We start from the raw sequence: 17,110 nt of genomic DNA on the forward strand, positions 1-17,110 counted from the left end.
AAATTCAGAAGGTTTAACCCACTGATTGAGGCATTGTTCTCAACTTTGACGCAATTTGACGCAAACGTAACGCAGCATGGATACGCACCCTTCCCTGGAAGATCAGGTTACCCCGCTCCTTAAGGATTTGTATTACCCGAGCGAATCCGACGAGCCGGTCGAATTTATCAGTTGTTATCTCAACCAGCCCGAACCACTCACCGTCAGCCAAATAAAGGACTGGCAGATGGTCCCGCCGGACGTATTTGTTGAAGAAATTCCGGAAGAGCAGTTCTGGCAACCGGTTGTAACCGAGCAGGATTGGTACGATGATACGGAGAAAGCCCGCACGGAGCACTTCCGACAACTCCGGCAGTTGCTGGAACAGCATCTCACGGATCGGCAGGCCTTCCGTGTCGGCACGATTGAGGTGGACCTGTTGCTGATCGGCAAACAGCCCAACGGTGAGCGGGCAGGGATTAAAACAAAGGTCGTTGAAACGTAGGGAAAGGAGGAAAGGAAAAAGGGAGTAGGGAGGAGCGGACAACAGAAGCTCATAACAGCCCCCTTCTCCTTTCCTCCCTACTCCCTTTTTCCTAAAAATTCCTGTTTACTTTACCTGCTCAACAACGGCTTTGAAAGCCTCGGGGTGGTTCATGGCCAGATCAGCCAGCACCTTACGGTTCAGTTGAACCCCGGATTTGTTGATAGCGCCCATCAGCGCTGAGTACGATACGCCGTTTTCGCGGGCGCCGGCGTTGATACGCTGGATCCAGAGCGAGCGGAAATCCCGCTTCTTCTGGCGACGATCGCGATACGAGTATCCTAATCCTTTCTCGACGGCGTTCTTGGCAACCGTCCAGACATTTTTACGCCGGCCGAAGTACCCTTTGGCCAGCTTCATTACTTTTTTCCGACGCGCCCGTGAGGCTACGTGATTGACGGAACGTGGCATTGTGTAAAAGTTGTGTTTTTTGACGACTGGCGACCCAATATCGGGTGCTTATGGGCCAGTAATCGGGTGAAACATGAAACCAGACGCAACCGCGTCTTTCGTTGACGAACTATACGTTCAACAGAGCCTTGATCCGGGTCTCGTTGGTCGAATCGACCAGGGTCGAATGGGTCAGATTACGCTTCTGCTTAGTTGATTTTTTCGTCAGAATGTGACTGTGGAAGGCGTGCTTCCGCTTAATTTTCCCGGTGCCGGTCAGCTTAAAACGCTTTTTGGCCGCGGAATTGGTTTTTACTTTAGGCATTGTTTTGAACCGTTTCGCGATGTAAAAAGTAAACAGGCCGCAAAGATAAGGAAAAGGGAGGAGAGCAGAAAGGGAGGAGAGCAGAAAAGGAAGATAATCTACACCCTTTCCTCCTCTCCTCCCTTTCTGCTTTCCTCCTTTATTTTTTCACCACCACCTTCGGGGCCAGGAACATACTCATGCGCTTGCCTTCCAGTTTCGGTTCGGCTTCGACTTTGCCGTATTCTTCCAGTCCTTTAGCGAAGCGGTCCAGTAGTTGAAAGCCGCGATCCTTGAACACAATGGCCCGGCCGACGAACTGCACGTAGGCTTTCACCTTAGCCCCTTCTTTCAGGAAGTTAATGGCGTGTTTGAGCTTGAACTCGAAATCGTGGTCATCTGTATTTGGACCGAACCGAATCTCCTTGATGACCACCTTCTGGGCGTTCGCCTTGATTTCTTTTTGCTTCTTTTTCTGCTCGTATTTGAACTTGGAGTAGTCCACAATCCGGCAGACGGGCGGGCTGGCATTGGGCGAAATTTCAACCAAATCCAGCGACTGGGCCTTTGCCATCGCCCGGGCCTTATCTATATCGTAAATTCCCTGCTCTACGTTTTCTCCGACCACCCGCACCTGACGGGCCTGGATTCGTTCATTAATTCGATAAGGTTCTTCAACCTCCCGGCGGGGTGGTCTACGTTGGGGTAATGCCATACAGTGTGTTTAGTGTAACAAAAACAAAATTGCAGTGATAACGTAGGGAGTTTGTAAAAGTTTCCGGTAAACTAAAAAATTCCCCGATACAGCGCAATACAAGCGCGTTTAAATTAATAAAATGTGAATTGCCGCCGATTATGCCGATTTCCGCTGAGAAACGAATCGGCGTAATCGGCGGCAGTTTGCGATGAGCCTGCTTACAGCTTCACTTCCTGCTGAAACAAAGCCACAAACTCATCGACGCTCATGCTCCCGAGGTCTCCCTGCCCTTTCCGACGTACCGAAATCTTTCCTTCGGCCTGCTCCTTCTCACCGACGATGAGCATATAAGGTACCTTGTTCACCTCAGCATCCCGGATCTTACGGCCGATTTTTTCGTCCCGTAGATCGACAAATCCGCGGATGTCGCGCTCCTGAAGCGTAAAGAACAGGTCGTTGGCGTAGTCTTCGTATTTCTCAGAAATCGGCAGGATCGCGATCTGGTCCGGTGAGAGCCAAAGCGGGAAGTTGCCGGCAGTGTTCTCAATCAGAATGGCAATAAACCGCTCCATCGATCCGAACGGTGCCCGGTGAATCATCACCGGGCGGTGCTTCTGGTTATCGGCCCCGACGTATTCCAGTTCAAACCGATTCGGCAGATTATAGTCTACCTGAATCGTACCCAGTTGCCATTTCCGGCCGAGCGCGTCGCGCACCATAAAGTCGAGCTTCGGGCCGTAGAAAGCCGCTTCGCCCAGCTCCGTGACCGTACTCAGCCCTTTTTCGGCGGCCGCTTCAATAATCGCCGACTCGGCACGCTCCCACAGTTCGTCCGAGCCAATGTACTTCTCTTTATTTTCGGGGTCACGCAGCGACACCTGGGCACTGTAGTCCTCAAAACCAAGCGACCTGAACACGTAGAGCACCAGGTCAATCACTTTCATGAACTCGTCCTTTACCTGATCCGGGCGGCAGAAGATATGCGCATCGTCCTGCGTAAAGCCCCGCACCCGCGTCAGGCCGTGCAACTCACCCGACTGTTCGTAGCGATATACTGTACCGAATTCAGCCAGACGTAGCGGCAGATCACGGTACGAACGCGGTTTGGTCTTATAAATCTCACAGTGGTGCGGGCAGTTCATCGGCTTCAGCAGAAACTCCTCATCCTCGTCGGGCGTATGAATTGGCTGAAACGAATCCTTACCGTACTTGTCCCAGTGACCGGAGGTGACGTACAGTTGCTTACTGCCGATATGGGGCGTCACCACGGGCTGATAACCGGCCCGTACCTGGGCTCTGCGCAGGAAGTTTTCCAGACGCTCACGTACCAGCGCTCCTTTTGGCAGCCACAGCGGTAAACCCTGACCGACTTTATCCGAGAACGCGAACAGATCAAGTTCCTTACCCAGCTTGCGGTGGTCCCGCTTTTTGGCTTCTTCCAGCAGGAACAGGTAGTCGTCCAGTTCTTTCTGCTTCGGGAACGTAACGGCGTAGATGCGCGTCAGCATCTTGTTCTTCTCGTCACCGCGCCAATAAGCCCCCGCTACATTCATCAGCCTGGCCGCCTTGATAAACCCTGTATTAGGAATATGCGGTCCCCGGCACAGGTCCGTAAAGTTACCCTGGCTGTAGAACGTAATGCTGCCGTCTTCGAGGCCCTGCAGCAGGTCAATCTTGTACGGATCGCCTTTCTCCTCGAAATACGCGATGGCGTCGGCTTTGTCAACCGGCTTACGGACATAAGCGTTCTTCTGCCGGGCCAGTTCGAGCATCTTGTCCTCAACCTTCTTGAAATCGTCCTGCGAAAAATGCTGCCCATTCAGGTCAACATCGTAGTAAAATCCGGTTTCGATGGCGGGACCGATGCCGAATTTTACGCCGGGATACAGGCTTTCGAGCGCTTCGGCCAGCAGGTGGGCCGACGAGTGCCAGAACGTTGCTTTTCCCTCGGGGTCGTTCCACGTCAGCAGTTGTACCGTCGCGTCGGTATCAATCGGGCGGGTAGCGTCCTGCACGACACCATTAACTTTGGCCGCCAGCACGTTGCGGGCCAGTCCTTCGCTGATTTGGGCGGCAATGTCAAGGCCGGTGCTCCCTTTCGGATACTCCCGAACGCTCCCGTCGGGCAGCGTCACGCGGATCATTACGTCCTGCGCAGTCATGTACTTAGTTGTTATAGTTGGTACCCGCAGCCTACCTACAACTGTAAGCTACTTGTTATTGATGTATTATGTAAGTTGTATGATATAGAATATATGATGTGTTTAGGCATCAGATCAATACATCATGCATCTTACATCAAAAAATCAGTTTCCTCCGATGGGCCGGACCGTACGCTGAAGCGAGTCGGTCTTGGTCGACAACCTGGCTTTCGGCTGAATGGTCGAAATCCGGAACCGGCTTGTGTCAAGCACTGGCCGCGACCGGGTAGGTGTCAGTTCCTTTTCCGGCTCAGTTTCCGGCAAAAATAACGAGTTATACGAGTTTTGTGCGTATATCCGGCGCTCTGATCGCCAGAGACCGGCGGACGCCTGCTGATCGGCCGGGTTATTTTTGGTTGCTTTGGTGTATGACGCAATCGCCAGTTCATACTGCCCCATCCGCTCGTGGCAGAAACCAATGTAGGTGTCAATCCGTGGAAACTGCGGCCGGAGCTGCTGCACCCGCTGGTAATGCGTCAGCGCCCCGTAGTAATTGCGGTATTTCTGAAAGATCAGACCAAGCTGAAAAAACGCCTGATAATAATTGGGTTGCAACTGCACCGCACGTTGATAACAGACCGTGGCGCTGTCGAGTTCACCAACTACGTGGTAGATGAGCCCGCGGCCATAGTACAGGCGGGGGTTGTCGGGAAAGTACGAAATCGCGCGGTTATTGTAGGCCAGCGCCGACTGATGATCACCCAGCGACCTGTATACGGCGGCCAGTTGATTATACGTTTCGAGGTAGCGCGGTTTCAGCCTGAGCGACTGCTGATAATGCGTCAGCGCCTGCGTAGTATCCCCCTGTCGGGCCGCTATCAGCCCACTGAAAAAATACGCTTCCCCTTCGAACGGTGCCATCTGGAGGGCTTTGGCGATATACAGCCGGGCTTTCCCAAAGTCGTTCTGCTGCTGCATCAGGTCTCCCTGGAGGGTGTATAATTCCGGGGTATCAACGCCTAAAATTTCGGCCCGCTGGGCGCTTTCGAGGGCTTTTCCGGGTTGCTGCAACGCCCGCAGAATCTGCGCCCGGGTCAGGTAATAGGACCCGATGTTATCATTGCGGCTAATGGCTCGGTTGATATCCTCTAACGCATCGTTTACCCGCCCCATGGCCAGAAGCAGGACCGCCCGCTTGGCAAACGCCGACGCCGGAGAGGTCTGGTTAATGGCCAGCGTCAGCGCCCGTAGCGCAGCCGCCGTCCGGTTGCTGTCGCCCGGCGGTGGCAGCGGGGGGATACGAGCCGTCCGGCGGTTATCACTGCCACAGGCTGCGAGCCCAATAGCCAGCAGGAAGGTCAGCAGATAAGCGCGCATAGTTGATTGAATGACGTATTGATTGACCTGTTGGGCACTGCCGGGTTGTGCTGAAAACCGGCAATCTGTCCGGTAAAAGTACACATTTACACGGAAGCAAACCGAAAAAACACCCCCAGCGGCAGGCGCTTCCGGGACGCATCGTCCAGATACAGTTCGCCCCATTCAGCATTGGGCACCTGGCCGAATACCTGCCGGATCAGGTTATCAACGATCAGCGACGAAAACCCGAGTGAGTACAGGTTGATAATGAAAAAGAAATCGGTGCGATCGAGCAGATCAGCACAGGCTTTCAGCAGCTCGTTCAGGTGTTCTTCCAGCACCCATTTTTCGCCGTCGGGGCCGCGGCCGTAGGCGGGCGGGTCCAGAATCAGGCCGTTGTAGGTATTACCCCGCCGGACTTCGCGCCGGACAAACTTCATGGCATCCTCAACCACCCAGCGAATGTTATCCAAGTTGCTGTAATCCATGTTCTCGCGGGCCCAGCTGATCACTTGCCGAACGGAATCGACGTGCGTTACGTCGGCACCGGCCTGCCGGGCGGCCAGCGAAGCCGCGCCGGTGTAGGCAAACAGATTGAGCACCCGGGGCCGGCTGACCGACATCGCCCGGATTCTGTCGTGGATGTACGTCCAGTTGGTGGCCTGTTCGGGAAACAGCCCCACGTGTTTGAACGACGTCAGCGACAGTTTGAAGCGCAGATCAAGCCCCCCTTCGCGGAACGACACAAACCAGGGGTCACGCATCTCGGGCCGGGTTTGCCAGTCGCCCCGCTCGGGCGACTGCCGGTCGCGTCGGAACGTAGCGTGCGCCTGACGTGCCCACTCCTGGTCCGACAGGGATTTATCCCAGATCGCCTGGGGTTCAGGCCGGTCCAGTACGAAACTCCCAAACCGTTCCAGCTTCTGAAAATTACCCGAGTCCAGCAGTTCGTATTCTGTCCAGTGCTCGGGGGTAAGCAGTTGTATCAATCGGTTGTTGGTTTGTGGTTTGTGGTTTGTGGTTTGCGGTGGCTGGTGATTACGAATGAAACACCAACACAACGACAAACCACAAACCTACTTCCCCATTGCCAGAATTAACTCAAACTCATCGGGCCGGACGGGCATCACCGAGAGCCGGGATTGGCGAATCAGGCCCATATTTTGCAGGAGAGGGTCAGCCTTTATCTGCGCTAGCGCTACGGGCCGGTCAAAGGCCATCAGCGGCTCTAGTTCGACCACAACCCAGCGAGGATCATCCGGCACGGTAGGATCGGGATAAGCCTCCCGGACGACCTGCGCCAGCCCAACCACCGCCATACCGGTTACGCTGTGATAGAATAAAACCTGATCACCAATGCGCATGGCCTGCAGATTATTGCGGGCCTGGTAATTCCGAACCCCATCCCACACGGCCCGGCCCTGTTCGGTGAAGTGATGCCAGCCGTATTTGTCCGGCTCCGATTTGACTAACCAGTAATTCATAAAAGGAATGGATGCCTGACGGACTTGGTGAATGATTGAATCTTGTGTCTCCGTTCAATCATTCGCCAGATCCGTCAGGCATCCATTATTGTCAATAATAATCGTCGTGTTCGAAGCTGTCGCCGTATTGCGGACCAAACTCATCGTCTTCGCTGTCCTGAAAACGGGACCCAGCGCCTTTGAAGGTCAGCGCTTTTTTGAGGATCATGATCTGGCCCGTGTGGTACAGGTCATGGTTGACGATGCCGTGCAGCATGTCATAATACGTATAATCACGGCCCGGAACGATGTCCTCCAGGAATTCATCATCGTCCCGTTTGTCGAGTTCGTTGATCAGTTCTTCCTGGCTCAGACTCAACTCCATCTGCAAAGCCTCCCACTCAAAATCATCAATTTTATCCGGAAACGAACCAAAGTTTTTTTCCGGGGTAGTAATGTCGAACGTAGCGTCGCCCTGCATTTTTTTCACGCAGAAAATCCGCCAGCTCGTCATGTGAAAAACCAGTTCAGCAATGGAATGCGTATTCGGTGTAATACGTCGACCGGCCATGTCGGGCGTAACGCCCCGCAGCACCTCCACAACCGATGGACCATGCCAGGCTTCTTCGCTCTCGTAGGTTGTATTTAATAAATCAATGATTCGTATTAATTCGTCGTTAGGCACCATATCGTGTTGAAGCAGCCGAATTGTCTAATTGAAAAAAGCCGTACCGGTTCCGTAGCCAATGACCACGCCCGTACTGAGCAAGGTTCGTTACTTAAAATTATACCCCATTTCCCCGCTCAACTGAGTAATCGGTTAATGGAAAACAAAGGTACGTTATTAATCAACGTTCGCGAAAAATAACCCGTCGCAAATCGTGGGGCTCTCCGCCCGGCGAAACAATCCCCCCCCTTCTGGTACCAGAAACGAAATTACCGGCCTTTCTTAATCCCTTCGGCTTGCGCATTTGTAACTCGCCATATACTTTAGCCGGTACATTTGATGAATTGATTGCCGTCAGTTCATTTCTTTCAGGTCTCGAGTTGCGCTGGAATACGCCCTGCCCTACTCCACCCGCTCAATGAACCTGATGGAAACGGATTTGACCAGACACCAGGCCCTTGGCCCGTTTTCACTAACCTAACCACGACAGAACAGAATGTACAGCCCCCAGGTCAGAGACGAAGAGTTGATTCGTTTATACCTTAATACGCAGAAAAACGACTACTTTGAAACCCTCTACAACCGGTACGTAAACAAGATATACCACCGGTGCCTGTCTTTGACAAAGGATACTGCGCAGGCCGAAGACTTTACCCACGACATTTTTCTGCGGGTGTTTGGCAACCTGGGGCGTTTCCAGGAAAAGTCGGCATTTTCTACCTGGCTGTACTCAATTTCCTACAATTATTGTATGGATCAGTTGCGCCTTGCCAACCGAACTACAACCATCACGCTGGATCAGGAGCACGATTACCTGGCCGAAACAGAAACCGACCCTGTTCACGGGCAGCTACAGCAACTGGCGTTTGTTATGAAGGGTATCACCGCCGAGGAAACCCAACTGCTGCGATTACGTTATGAAGAAGAACTCGATATTAAATTGATTGCCCAGCGGCTCAATCTTAATGAAAGCGCGGTTAAAATGCGCCTGAAACGGACCCGCGACAAGCTCCGGCGGCTGTATGACGAACAGTCTCTATAGCCTTTTCCAGCTTAAATGCCAAAGCCCCGATGATGTCGGGGCTTTGGCATTTAAGGATCAACAACCATTACCGTTTGGTACCAAAATCGGTAACCCAGTAATGTTTATAGGTGCTGGTCGTTGTATAGCCGTATCCAATGCCCATGTCTTTGAACTTCGCGCTCATGATATTGGCGCAGTGACCCGGCGATTTTAGCCAGCCATCAACCACGGCCCGGGGCGTTGTGTAGCCAGCCGCAATGTTTTCGCCGGCGGCCCGCCATACATACCCTTCGCGGGTCATACGGTCCCAGGGCTGCGAACCATCGCGACCCGTATGGCTGAAGTAATTGTAGGTCGCCATATCAACGGCATGCTTGTCCGACGCGGTATTGAGCTGTGCATTCAGGGTCAGGGGTGGAACGGCCGGATACGTGGTGGAGCCGCACTGACAGGGTTTGGACCGGGCCTGGTTGATGTACAGCAACACTTCCTGTTGCTGAGCGGTCGTCGCATTGGCGATACGGGCACCGGAAGCCATTGGGGCCGACTCCCCTGCCGTGACAGCGGCATTTCGCTCGGTGTACACCGAAGACATGACGGGAGTTGGTTGCGGAGACGAGACATCCTGCTGGTCCCGGTTACAGGCAACGGTTAGGCTTGTCAGCGCAAACACCGATGCCAGAACTGATTTGTTCATGAATGAAGTTTAATTATAGTTGGAATCGATACAATATAAGTTCTATAGTTTTAGAATAACAAATTTTTCATTAACATACTACGCCTTTTTTGTTACGTTTTCTTCGTGCATGTAATACCAGCATTTCCGGTATTGGGGCGGGCGTTCGCAGGCAACTCGGCCAGCCAACGGTTCTGAACTACGTTTTCGATAACGCCTGTAAGCCCACCTGGAGCGTGCCTGATCTGTTCTGTTAGCTCAATTCGGCCGCAATTGAATTAAACTTTTGTCGGCAATCAGGATGGGGGCATCATAGACCGGAATGTCCGTAAAGGTGTAAACGTTACCATTTTTTTTCCATTTGGCGGCTGGAATGTCATAGACACCTCCCGTAATAATATCGACATAAACAGGCGTATCTATATTGGCGTTGGCAAACGTGAACGTCAGGTTGCGGGTTGTAGTTGACTCCGTCGGGATGTATTCATTCATCCATATGGTAAACAACTGTTTTCGCGACGTCTTGTGCCGATAGCCGTATACGGCCATTTCACGATCAGTTCCTTTAGAATAAAGAATGGCATCGGCTTGTGCAGGAACCTGATTTTTGTTGAACGTCAGGTCAACGTTCTGGATTCGCTGCAGGGAATGGTCGAAGATCGCCGTTACGTGCTGAATAGCGTAGTAGGCCATTTTTGGGCGTATGGCCTGTCGGGTTGTATCCGATTTGATGATCCCCTTATAATTGAGCCGGTTTATGGGGCCGTTGGTGTAGGCCATCTCGATAATTCCAAAGATGCTGGTTTCTATATCGTGCCCCAGATCACCAAGCATCCGGCGCGTGTCCCACTTCGCCTGGGTTAGTTCCGACCACTCATAATCTCCAAGCGCCCCCCGACCGAAACCCGGACTTGACGGTGCTCCGTTCTCGCCCTGCCGAAGGGGAAGGGTTGGCGCATACTTGTGGAGGATAGCCCGCAACTTCATCACTTTCGGGTAATGGGAATCGGGATTATAGGTGTAGTCGTGATACGTGAAATTATCAAACAACTGAATCTTCTTTTTTTCGGCCAGGATTCGAAAGAAGGTTTCAGCGTAGGTCAGGTCAATATGTCCCATAGCCAGCCCCGAAACCTTCGCCTGGGGCTGAATGCGCTTGATTATATCGATCGTGCGTATATTCAACGCAGCCGCCTTCTCCGGGGTGTTTTCCTGGTTATCGCCAAAATTAGGCTCGTTCCATATCTCCCAGTCAGTAACTTTATCCCTGTATCGTTTTACCAACGCTTCCACCCATCTGTCCCAGGCTTCGAGCGCTTCCTTTGAGGTAGGCATACCGGCACCCAGATTCGACCCACCCCCATCAGGGTAGTTGTGATTACCATACGAAGTCTGCAACCAGGGTTTCAGCCCCCGCTTATGGGCGTCGTCAATAATGTGGTCGAGCCAGGCCCAATCATACTGCCCCTTAACCTTCTCGGTTTTATCCCACCCGGCCTGCATTCGCAGCCGTTTGATCCCCAATGGAACGAGGTACCCCTTGTACTGATCATAATCCGTAAAATCTCGATCCAGTGTCTCGCAGCCAATTAACCAGTTAGACGACGCAATCTCATTCGTAGAGCGGAGTTTGACCGCACCCAGATACGGCAGATCTACCCTGAATGAAGTAATCACCCGGGTACGACTCGTATCAATTGTCTGCGCATTGCCTAAAGCCTTCGTTAGAAGCAGCAATACGGCCAGACCATACTGCAGTTTGCCAACGAACCGGTCGTGGGTAGTGAAGGGCATATTCGATTGCTCAATTAGTGGTTAAGTAGTCGTTTATTATCAAAAAGCCAGCTCGCATCAACGCGTGCGCCTGACGCTGCCGGGTATCGCAGTTACCCGAAGCTGCATGGTCGTTTTGGCCGGCGTCGTATGTCGGATTACAATCCGGCTCAACCCGGGGTTAGGTGAATCCTGTACTGCTTTTGCGGCCGATACATCCTCAACAGTGACTGCCGTTCCCGCCATAGGCTCGACCACTGCCGGTGATCTCAGCTACCTGAGAATTGCTGGTGGTGACCAGACTTGAGTTGTCAAAATTTACCTGAAACAACAACTCACCCGTCGCATCGGCCATTGCACGTACGTGGTTTTTCGTTGGTTTGAGCGTTTATACCCCATCGTTCTTCATGCTCAGCCGTTTCTACTGTCTGAGAATTCTAATGGATTTCTTTTCCAGGTCAGTGCTCACCTGTAGTAACAGGATTCCCCGATGCTGATTAAGCGGCAGTCGGTATTGAGTTGAGTGACTTTTTAAGGTTGTACGCTGGTCTGTGATTGATTGTCCTTGCACGTCGGTCAGCAGCAGTCGCAGCGGCTGTCCGTCACCCCCACTTACCTGAACTATCACGGCGTCGTCCTGAACGGGATTCTCTAGTAAGGTGACTTGTAGTCCAGTCTCCGGAAGGAGTTCGGCCGCCATTCGTGCGGCTACGCCCGTAATCTCAAAAGCGCCAATGTCAGCGCTTAACGACTGGGGTCGGCTTGTGCCATAAAAATCGTTTGGCGTGAATTGGCCCTGCACATTGCTTCCCTTGTTAATAGCAGGGCTCAAAGGTACCTTACTTAGCCAGAAGTTGCCGTTTGCAGCATTCGAAAACAAAGGGTCCTGCCCTACCAGATTCTGAGCTGTAGTGAAGTAGCCATTGTTAGCGCCACCGAACGTCAGGTTATTGTTATGTTGTACCGTAGAGCCGCCCGACACAGAAGTGGGCGTTTCGCCCGCTTTACCGTAAAAGATGTTGTTGTAAACACGCGTCCCGAGTGAACCGAGAACGATTAACTCATTCTCAATCCCAATTCCGGATCCTCCATCACTTTGTCCATTCCGATACGTTGTGTTATTGATAACCGACGCATTGTCAGAGAAGTTGATGTTAATGCCCCGCCCCCCGTTCTGATAACAAACGTTATTTTCGACCTGAAATTTGCCAGTATATGCGCCCAATGGATTTTTTTGAACAGACGTATTAGTGGGGTCATTGGCTCGGTTATTATCCAGAATAATACCATTGCCATCGTAGAACCGACAATTGGTTCCTGTACCACCAATGTTCCAGGCAACTTTCAGCATATTACCGAAGGAACGATTCCGGCGGATAATGATTCGGGGAGCGGTGGTACTGTTATCATAATTCCAGGAGTTAAATACACTGATACCACTGGTGCCATATACGGTATACCAGGAATTATACGACGTTGAATTTCGCTCAATCGTAATATAGTCGCTTTCGATCGCTGAAATGCCCGCCCCTGCACAATCATGTACGTTGTTGTCAGCGATGACAATGTGGTGCGGTCGGTTCATACCACCCGACCGACCGTTAACGGATATTCCATTCCCATTGAACCTGGGGATGGGTGTTGCGGACGGACTGGAACCTTCACAGGCACCCGGTTGGGCCTGGGCCTGAGCCAGCGTAATATTGCTGCTGTTGCCAATGATTTCGAACCCCTGAATGGTAACGTATGCTGCCCCGGGCAGCACATTGAATGCATTCCAGTTAGTATCCCCCATCTGCAGCTTCGGGCTGTCTGTACCGTAGGGTTTGATAATGATCGGCTGGGCAGGGGTTCCGGTTCGCCGGATGCTGACTATGTCGGAACTGGTGCTGGTGTAAGTGCCCGTTTTGACAAAAATAATATCTCCGGGGGCTGCTTTGTCGGCTGCTTTCTGGATGGTGTTAAAGGGAAAATCTTCTGTTCCTTGCGTGTTAGTTGGGGAAGCCGTCTGACTTACGTACCAGTTCCGGGTACTGGTGTAATCTGTCGGATAGAGCGTAATTCCGTTGTAGCCTACCCCCGACTGCCCTGCACTAGTAGCCGCCGAATTGGTAACGACGGCCCTGATCTGATAGCTTTTCGCCGTAGTGACACTTGGTGCCGTCCAGTTTATGGAATAGGGAGCCGATGTGTCATCCCCAATTTTTGTGTACGAGCCAGAAAAATCCACACTGTAGAAAAACTCCACTTTCGTAATGCTCGTCCCCGGTGGCGTTGTTGCCGTCGCCTGGATCGTTATGGTCTTTCCTGCCAGATAAGACGAGTTGAACTGGGGGTAGTTTAGATTGACCGAAAGAGCTTGGCAAAACACATGGGTTGTGATGCCCGCAGTAACCACCAGGGCCATTGCAAGTGCTTTCATTACATTTTCGTGTTAAGGGAGATGAAAAGAAACGATTCAGTTACCACGGGTGCGGATGAACGTATCGATCCCATTCTGCTCCAATTCTTCCCCGAGACAGCATAGCAGTCTGCTTTCAACCAGGAAGAATTGGGCAGGAGGTTAATTATTGCCTGACAAGTTTTACGGTTTGTGTTTCTGTAGGCGTACTGATTCGCAGTAAATAAGTGCCCGATGCCATGTCCGTAATGAGCACGACCTCCTGTTGAGAGGTTGCCCGTCCATAACGTTCCTGTTGAATGGATTGCCCCTGAAGATTAATCAGGTCGACGACCAATGGCTGCCCTTCCGCTCCGTTTACCCGCGCCCGCACGTACTGATCGGTTACCGGGTTACCTAGCACCATCACCCGCAGCTCAGAACGGCCCTCTGCTGCCACCCGGGCCCCCACTGGCCCCGGCTCCTGACCGTATACCAGCGATCCGCTGAGATAAACCGTGATGCTGGGGTTTTCTGCCAGGGGACCAGCCGGTTTGTAGGAGAAGTCATTGGCTTCGTTGAAGGTCGACCAATCGCTCTTGTTGATTCGCTGCTGAATGATTCCGGTCGAACTGGCGGGCTGGAGTTGCCCCAGCGAGGAAGCAAAGCTCAACTCCAGATACCTATCCGTACCGCTACGAATTTCGTTGACAAACCGGCCTCTGACATTGCTATTTCCCAACTCAGCATAGTCGACGGTATGTACTAAAGGCTTATCGCCATCGGCAGAAAACCAGTACCGTACTGTCAATTGGCTGTAGTCCAGCGGTACGTTACCGTTATTAACCAGTTTGAGGTGCGTACTGATCTGGTTGGTAGTGGGATTCGAATTCCTGTTTTCAGCGTATACCTTTAGGGATGTCACCGGCGTACTGACCGATGGCTCAACACCCCCAACCAATTCACCTTTATGGTACACGGTAATCCGGTTATTCCTGGCGTAAGCGGCAGTCGACACAAATGAGTAGTCGTCTGTTTCCGAAAAATTTGTCCAGTTCTGTTTTCCGATTCCGGTTTGAATTTCGCCTGAGTTACTGCCGGGCGACAACGTTCCGGCGGCAGCATCAAAGCTGTATTCAACATACCCAAATGCTCCTTGTCGGGGCTGCGGCAGGGCTACGTACTTCATTCTTACCTTATTGGTCCCTAACTGTGCCCAGTACACGGACAGGTTCGTCACCGGCGAAAAATCTTCCGCAGTCAGCCAGTACCGGACGGTCACCTCGGAATAAAGTACAGCCGAAACGCCCTCATTTTGCAGTTTGAAATAGGGTCGGATGGTATTGTTACCTGTCTGATTATTATCCCCGTCCCGGTATAAAACGCTTAGAACAACGGGTGGAGCAGTGACCGTCAGGGTTACGCTGGCAGCCGGGCTGGTACAATCACCGACTTTACAGGTAACCGAATAAACAAAATGCCCGACAGCCGTCGTCGACACTGGTAATGTCGGTCCTCCTTCCACGCCGTTCCAGCTAAGTACGCCGGGGCAGTTCGTTGCGGATAAACTGACGTTGGCAGCCCCTTGCGCCACGGTTAAACTACCGACATTCGGCGCATCGGGAACTGCATTCACCGTAAGTGAGAACGCTGTAGACGTTAGGCTATTGAAGCCGGTAACGACAACAAAATAAGCGCCCTGATCGGCTGTCGTCGTTGTTGGTAGTGTCAACGTAGCCGTGGTCGCCGAGGTCACACCTGTCAGACTTACTATCTGCCCGGACGGAGATTCCCTGTACCACTGATACGTTTTTACGGGGCCGTCGACGCGAACCGAGATGCTCACGTCAGTGCCTGCACAAACCGCCGAACCACTGGCCGGCTGCTGGGAAAAAACAATAGGACTTCCCTGATACTCATAGGCTCCGATATCAACACCAGCGCCCTGCGGCCGCTCCACCCCGAGTATGTCGCGGAGCGGATATTGCCCAGGTACGGCACTTCCAGCGTTGATCGCCGGGCTGGTGGCAGTAAGCCGAAAGTCACCGTTAGCTGCATCGACAAATAAAGGGTCCTGCCCGACTACATTCTGCCCGCCCGTAAAATAGCCATTATCAAAATCGCTGAAAGTCAGGTTATTGTTCTGCTGAAGATCTGAACTACCCGAAACCGAACTGGGGCTTTCGCCTGGTTTTCCGTAGAAAATATTGTTAAAAACCCGGCAGCCAATCGATCCCTGCATGATCAGTTCGTTATCGATCCCAAAATAGAGTGGTCCATCGCTCTGGCCGTTCTGATAGGTCGTGTTGTTGATGATGGTTACATTATCGCTGTAGTTTACGTTGATTCCCCGGCCTCCATTGAGATAACAGACGTTGTTCTCCACCAAAAACCGACCTGTGTAATCACCAAGCGGGTTTTTAACAACGGTAGGTCTGTTCGGGTCGTTGGCCCGGTTGTTATCGAGGATAATGCCATTACCATCGTAAAACCGACAGGTAGTGCCTGTGCCACCGATGTTCCAGGCGATCTTCAGGATATTGCCGAAGGAGTGGTTCCGACGGATGATCACCCGGGGCTGGTCGGTGTTCGTATCGTAGTTCCAAGAGTTGAATACGCTGATTCCACTCGTTCCATACACGGTGTACCAGGAGGTTCGGGCCGTAGTATTATCCTCGATGGTGATGTAATCACTTTCGATGGCAGAAATGCCCGCCCCTGCGCAATCGTGCACGTTGTTATTGGCGATGGTAACGTGATGCGGTCGTAAATTTCCGCCCGTTCGTCCACTCACCGAGATTCCATTGCCATTAAATCGGGCGATCGGAGTCGCTGTCGGACTTGGCCCTTCACAAGCGCCGGGCTGCTGCCTGGCTTGCTCCAGCGTGATCGCATTGTTGTTCCCAATCACTTCAAACCCCCGAATCTGAATGTAGGCGGCCGCCGGCAGAACATTGAATCCATTGAAATTAGCATTACCGAGCTGTATGACCGGTTTATCCGCTTTGTAGGGCATAAAGACAATCGGTTTGTCGGGCAGGCCGGTACGCTGGATTCCTACCACATTAATTCCGGAGCCCGTATACGTTCCCCCCATGACAAAAACGGTATCTCCCGGTGCCACCCGGTCAGCCGCTTTTTGAATTGTATTGAAAGGCTGGGCTTCGGTACCGGCGGTGTTGGCGGCAGAAGCGGAAGCACTCACATACCAGTTTCGGGTGCTGACGTATGTTGGAGCATAAACAGAGATGCTGTTGTAGCCAGTTGACGCATTGGAAACGGCCGTATTTGAAGCCGAATTAGTTACAATCGCTCTGATCTGAAAGCTTCTGGCCGTTGCCACGGTGGGTGTGGTCCAGATGTATGAATACGGAGCCGTTAGATCTTCACCAATTTTGTTGTACGTGCCTGAGAAGTTTTCCTGGACAAAGAACTCTACTTTGGTGACAGTCGTACCCGTAGGGGTTGATGCATTAACCTGAATAGTAATGTCCGTGCCAGAAATGTATGAAGAGTTAAACTGCGGGAAAGGCATACTGGCTGACAGTGTCTGGCCTTGAGTGATCCGGCAAACACCAATCAGCAGTACACACAACGAAAGGAGTCGTAAAGCGTGGAGGTAACCATTTTGCATAGGAAAGGGAGATTATGGCAGCTATTAGCAACCAGCCTGATATAAAACGTGTCCAATACGGTTTATCTTTAAGACAATC

The 17,110-nt window shown here is 52.2% G+C and carries 14 protein-coding genes; 2 read left to right on the forward strand and 12 right to left on the reverse strand.

All coding sequences use genetic code 11. The features are described from left to right. Nucleotides 1–76 precede the first annotated feature (76 nt). Nucleotides 77–484, forward strand: a complete 408-nt coding sequence (locus BN8_RS11270; RefSeq protein ID WP_009281992.1) for a nuclease A inhibitor family protein — start codon at nucleotides 77–79, stop codon at nucleotides 482–484. A gap of 105 nt (nucleotides 485–589) precedes the next feature. On the opposite strand, the gene rplT is transcribed toward BN8_RS11270, so the two are convergent. The 8 genes from rplT to BN8_RS11310 form a co-directional block, all read right to left on the reverse strand. After that, nucleotides 590–934 (reverse strand): 50S ribosomal protein L20, encoded by a 345-nt coding sequence (gene rplT / locus BN8_RS11275; protein WP_009281993.1) that lies wholly within the window; start codon nucleotides 932–934, stop codon nucleotides 590–592. A 109-nt stretch (nucleotides 935–1,043) separates the two neighbouring features. Further along, nucleotides 1,044–1,238 carry a 50S ribosomal protein L35 gene (rpmI, locus tag BN8_RS11280; protein ID WP_009281994.1) on the reverse strand — a complete coding sequence of 65 codons (195 nt, stop codon included), beginning with the start codon at nucleotides 1,236–1,238 and terminating at the stop codon, nucleotides 1,044–1,046. Nucleotides 1,239–1,377: 139 nt separating this feature from the next. Next, complete coding sequence (gene infC, locus BN8_RS11285; protein ID WP_009281995.1) at nucleotides 1,378–1,932, reverse strand: translation initiation factor IF-3; 555 nt, start codon at nucleotides 1,930–1,932, stop codon at nucleotides 1,378–1,380. Nucleotides 1,933–2,132: 200 nt separating this feature from the next. Continuing rightward, the gene (gene thrS, locus BN8_RS11290; RefSeq protein WP_009281996.1) at nucleotides 2,133–4,076 is read right to left on the reverse strand and encodes a threonine--tRNA ligase; all 1,944 of its coding nucleotides are present in this window, start codon (nucleotides 4,074–4,076) and stop codon (nucleotides 2,133–2,135) included. 144 nt (nucleotides 4,077–4,220) lie between these two features. Further along, a complete protein-coding gene (locus BN8_RS11295; RefSeq protein ID WP_144051647.1) occupies nucleotides 4,221–5,432 on the reverse strand; it encodes a tetratricopeptide repeat protein in 1,212 nt (403 codons plus the stop codon). 86 nt (nucleotides 5,433–5,518) lie between these two features. Further along, the gene (locus tag BN8_RS11300) at nucleotides 5,519–6,400 is read right to left on the reverse strand and encodes a class I SAM-dependent methyltransferase (protein ID WP_040005991.1); all 882 of its coding nucleotides are present in this window, start codon (nucleotides 6,398–6,400) and stop codon (nucleotides 5,519–5,521) included. 90 nt (nucleotides 6,401–6,490) lie between these two features. Further along, nucleotides 6,491–6,898, reverse strand: coding sequence for an EVE domain-containing protein (locus tag BN8_RS11305; RefSeq protein WP_009281999.1), 408 nt, complete (start codon nucleotides 6,896–6,898; stop codon nucleotides 6,491–6,493). A 91-nt stretch (nucleotides 6,899–6,989) separates the two neighbouring features. Further along, a complete protein-coding gene (locus BN8_RS11310; RefSeq protein WP_009282000.1) occupies nucleotides 6,990–7,565 on the reverse strand; it encodes a DinB family protein in 576 nt (191 codons plus the stop codon). A 475-nt stretch (nucleotides 7,566–8,040) separates the two neighbouring features. Here BN8_RS11310 and BN8_RS11315 point away from each other — a divergent pair, with 475 nt between their 5' ends. Continuing rightward, nucleotides 8,041–8,586: an RNA polymerase sigma factor gene (locus tag BN8_RS11315; RefSeq protein WP_009282002.1), complete on the forward strand. Its 546-nt coding sequence runs from the start codon at nucleotides 8,041–8,043 to the stop codon at nucleotides 8,584–8,586. Nucleotides 8,587–8,653: 67 nt separating this feature from the next. Here the strand turns inward: BN8_RS11315 and BN8_RS11320 are convergent, their stop codons facing one another. The 4 genes from BN8_RS11320 to BN8_RS31665 form a co-directional block, all read right to left on the reverse strand. Next, nucleotides 8,654–9,265, reverse strand: a complete 612-nt coding sequence (locus BN8_RS11320; protein ID WP_009282003.1) for a CAP domain-containing protein — start codon at nucleotides 9,263–9,265, stop codon at nucleotides 8,654–8,656. Between the two features lie 237 nt (nucleotides 9,266–9,502). Beyond that, on the reverse strand, nucleotides 9,503–11,038 hold the full coding sequence (locus BN8_RS11325) for a GH39 family glycosyl hydrolase (RefSeq protein WP_009282004.1): 1,536 nt from the start codon (nucleotides 11,036–11,038) through the stop codon (nucleotides 9,503–9,505). Between the two features lie 400 nt (nucleotides 11,039–11,438). Next, nucleotides 11,439–13,439 (reverse strand): Ig-like domain-containing protein, encoded by a 2,001-nt coding sequence (locus BN8_RS11330; RefSeq protein ID WP_009282006.1) that lies wholly within the window; start codon nucleotides 13,437–13,439, stop codon nucleotides 11,439–11,441. A gap of 145 nt (nucleotides 13,440–13,584) precedes the next feature. Then, a complete protein-coding gene (locus BN8_RS31665) occupies nucleotides 13,585–17,031 on the reverse strand; it encodes a cellulose binding domain-containing protein (protein WP_009282007.1) in 3,447 nt (1,148 codons plus the stop codon). Nucleotides 17,032–17,110: the final 79 nt, after the last annotated feature.

It is taken from the genome of Fibrisoma limi BUZ 3 (assembly GCF_000296815.2).
Classification (GTDB): Bacteria; Bacteroidota; Bacteroidia; order Cytophagales; family Spirosomataceae; genus Fibrisoma; species Fibrisoma limi.